Origin of the sequence: Nocardioides sp., assembly GCF_964228225.1 — a bacterium.
Taxonomy (GTDB): domain Bacteria; phylum Actinomycetota; class Actinomycetes; order Propionibacteriales; family Nocardioidaceae; genus Nocardioides.
The window spans coordinates 1-3499 of record NZ_CAXQZB010000086.1 but is presented as its reverse complement, the minus strand read 5'-3'; the positions used below and the strand labels follow the sequence as shown (position 1 = coordinate 3499).

At 71.5% G+C, this 3499-nt stretch carries 4 protein-coding genes; all 4 read right to left on the bottom strand.

Going from position 1 to position 3499, the window contains the following annotated elements:
• Positions 1-66: 66 nt before the first annotated feature.
• The 4 genes from ACERUJ_RS19745 to ACERUJ_RS19730 all read right to left on the bottom strand — a co-directional run bounded on the left by ACERUJ_RS19745 (position 67) and on the right by ACERUJ_RS19730 (position 3150).
• On the bottom strand, positions 67-864 hold the full coding sequence (locus tag ACERUJ_RS19745) for an ABC transporter permease (protein WP_370250685.1): 798 nt from the start codon (positions 862-864) through the stop codon (positions 67-69).
• Positions 861-1676, bottom strand: coding sequence for an ABC transporter permease (locus ACERUJ_RS19740; RefSeq protein WP_370250684.1), 816 nt, complete (start codon positions 1674-1676; stop codon positions 861-863). Before ACERUJ_RS19740 ends, ACERUJ_RS19745 begins: the two co-directional genes overlap by 4 nt.
• A gap of 10 nt (positions 1677-1686) precedes the next feature.
• Positions 1687-2625: an ABC transporter ATP-binding protein gene (locus ACERUJ_RS19735; protein WP_370250683.1), complete on the bottom strand. Its 939-nt coding sequence runs from the start codon at positions 2623-2625 to the stop codon at positions 1687-1689.
• Positions 2626-2700: 75 nt separating this feature from the next.
• Positions 2701-3150, bottom strand: coding sequence for an HNH endonuclease (locus tag ACERUJ_RS19730; protein ID WP_370250682.1), 450 nt, complete (start codon positions 3148-3150; stop codon positions 2701-2703).
• Between the last annotated feature and the right edge of the window lie 349 nt (positions 3151-3499).

The following is a 3499-nucleotide window of genomic DNA, read 5'->3' as shown; positions in this document are numbered from 1 at the left end:
TACCAACCGTCTGTGCTGTTGTTCGGCTCGAAATCAGCACAGACGGTTGGTACGACGGAACCGACCTCACCGCAGCAGCAGGCCGTCCAACCGCCGTCGGACCACGACCATGCCCACCACCCCCATCGCCACCAGGTAGATCACCGAGACCACCGACCCCACCCCGACCGCGCCGGTGGTGAGCTCCCGACACAGCACCACCGCGCGGTAGAGCGGGGTGAACTCCACGACCCAGCGCAGCCAGTCGGGGTAGGCCGTGACCGGGTAGAAGGTCGCGGAGAACAGGAACAGCGGGGCCTGGAACAGCGTGATCTTGTCGAAGTCCTGCCAGGAGGTGAGCCACGTCGTCAGCGCCATGAACACCGCCGAGAAGGCGAACCCGATCAGCACCACGGCCGGCAGGGCCAGGACCGCCCACCACGAGCCGACCAGCCCCAGCGCGAGCATCACCAGCAGGAACACCGTCGCGTACACCGCGCCACGGATCTGGCCCCACAGGATCTCCCCGCGCGCGACGTCGGCGGTGCGCAGCGGCGTGGCGAGCATCTGGTCGTACAGCTTCTCGTAGCGCAGCTTGAAGAAGACGTTGTAGGTGGAGTCGAGCAGTGCGCCGTTGAAGGCCGAGGCGGCGAGCATGGCGGGCGCGACGAACTCGGCGTAGTCGAGGGTGAGGTCGCCGTACTCGATGCGCTGCACCAGCGCCCCGACGCCGATCCCGATGGACAGCAGGTAGAGCACCGGCTCGAGGAAACCGGTGAGGAACAGCTTCCAGGCGGACCGGTAGACGATCACGTTGCGCTCGACCAGCAGCAGGGTCGCGGCCCAGCCGCTCAGCGGCGTGGGTCGCTCGTGCGCCGTGCTCATGCCGCCACCCGCCGCTCCAGGCCCGTGCGCGCCCATCTCCAGCCCAGCGCGCTGAGCGCGAGGAGCACGACGGCGTTGAGCGCGGCGAGCGCCCAGTCGGGGTCGCCCGGGCCGGTGGCGATGCTGAACATCCGCGAGAGGTTGACGCCGTGCCACAGCGGGGTCAGGCGGGCGATCGCGGCGCCGACGTCGCCGAGGTTGGCGACCGGGAAGAACGCTCCCGAGAACAGGAACAGCGGGAAGACGCCGATGCGGAACAGCACCCCGAAGGCCGCGTCGGAGTGCACCCGGCAGGAGAAGCCGTAGGTCCACACCGCGAAGGCGCCGCCGGTGAGCACCTGTGCGGCGAGCGCCGCGAACGGCCCCCACCACGTGCCGTAGACCCCGAACGGGGCCAGCACGAGGTCGAAGACCGCGCAGGCCACCAGGACCCGCACGACGACGTAGGACAGGTGGGCGCGCACGACGTCGGTGGGGGTGAGCGGCGTGGCGAGCATGGCGTCGTAGACCCGGTTCCACTTGAACATGCCGAACACGGGGTAGGTCGTCTCCCCCACCGCGGTCTGCATCGCGTGCCCGGCCACCAGGCCCGGGGCGAGGAAGGCGAGGTAGGTGGTGGCACCCTCCAGCTCACTCGGATCGGCCTCGATGAACCCGCCCAGCACCACCCCCATCGCCAGGACGTAGAACAACGGGGACAGGAAGCTGGAGACCGCCGTGGCGCGCCAGGTGCGCCGGGCGACGGTGAGCCAGTAGTCGCCCAGCCGGAGCAACGCCTCGCGCGCCGACGGTGCCGACGGCGCTCCGGGCACCGCGGCCCGATCAGTCGACAAGGGTCCGGCCCGTCAGGCGCAGGAAGACGTCCTCGAGTGAGGAGCGCCGCACGAGGGTGGCGACCGGTCGCAGCCCGGCGGCCAGCGCCGTCTCGACGGCGGCCTCGCCGTCGTCGGCGTAGACCAGCACCCGGTCGGGCAGCGTCTCGACCCGCGCGGCCCGCTCCTCCAGCGCCCGGGCCACCAGGGGTGCGGCGACCTCCTGCTCGCCCAGGGCGAACCGCAGCTCGGCCACCTCGCGGCTGGAGTGCTGTCGGATGAGGTCCTGCGGCGCCCCCTCGGCGGCGATGCGTCCGGCGTCCATGACGACGAGGCGGTCGCACAGCTGCTCGGCCTCGTCCATGTAGTGGGTGGTGAGGATGAGGGTGACCCCCGACTGCTTGAGCCGGAACAGCTGGTCCCACAGCAGGTGACGCGCCTGCGGGTCGAGCCCGGTGGTGGGCTCGTCGAGCAGGAGCAGATCGGGCCGGTTCACCAGGCTGCGGGCGATCGTGAGTCGCCGCTTCATGCCGCCGGAGAGCTCGTCGACCTTGCTGCGCGCCTTGTCGGTGAGGTTGACGAAGTCGAGCAGCTCCTCGGCCCGCTCGCGCGCGAGGCGTCGGGAGAGCCCGAAGTAGCGCGCGTAGATGACCAGGTTGTCGCGCACGTTGAGCTCGTTGTCGAGGGTGTCCTCCTGGGGACACACCCCGAGCCGCGCCCGCACCTGGGGCCCCTGGGCGACCGGATCCATGCCGAGCACCCGCAGCGTGCCGGCGCTCGGCGGGGACACGGCGGCGATCATGCGCATCGTGGAGGACTTGCCGGCCCCGTTGGGCCCGAGGAAGCCGAACGCCTCTCCCGCCGCGACGTCGAGGTCGATCCCACACACCGCCTCGAGGTCGCCGAAGCTCTTGCGCAGTCCCCGGGCGTGCAGCAGTGGATCGGGCATGTCCAGCAACCTAGTGCCGTGCGCCGACACCCACCATCGGGTTACCGGCGTGACCGGAGGTGGCGCCTCAGGGGTTCAGGAGACGCCGGCGAGCTGGGCGCGCGTGGGGTGCCAGGGCTGGACGCGCAGTCGCATGCCCGCCTCGGCCGGCGTGCGGTTGCCCTTGCGCTCGTTGCAGGAGCCGCAGGCGGCCACGGTGTTCTCCCAGGACCAGGCTCCCCCGCGCGAGCGCGGCAGCACGTGGTCGACGGTGGCGGCCCCCGCGCCGCAGTAGGCGCAGCGGTGGCGGTCGCGCGCCAGCACGCCCTGGCGCGTGTAGCCCGCCGGCCGGTAGAGCCACTTGGTGGTGATGTAGCGCACCAGCCGCAGCGCGCGCGGCCACTGGTAGGGCCCGATCATCCGCTCCGGGTGCGCCTCGTGCACGACGGCGACCTCGCGCACCAGCATCTTCACCGCGTGTTGGAAGCTCACCCGCCCCAGGGGTTCGAACGAGGCGTTGTAGAGCAGCACGGTGCCGGCGTTCATCGCTCACCTCCGCGGGATCCGGCGCAGGGACGCGGTCGGCCGCACGGGGACGTGACGACCGACACGGGCGGAAAAAGCAGACGACCGCCACCGGTCAACCGGGGCGGCCGCTGTCTGACAGACATGGGGACGGTCAGGTCAGCGGAGGCGCAGGCAGGCCGCGGCGCAGAGGAGCGAATCCCCTGGCGTCAGCGCTGGCAGCGGTCGTCATGGGGAGGACTCTAGCCCACCGGAGCCGCGGATGGAGGGGCGTCGGAGGTGAATTCTTCGTTGCGGGGACGTCGCGCCCGCCACCAGTCGTGGGCCGCCGCGTCGCCGTACGCCTCGGCCATCGCGGCCGCGACGTCGT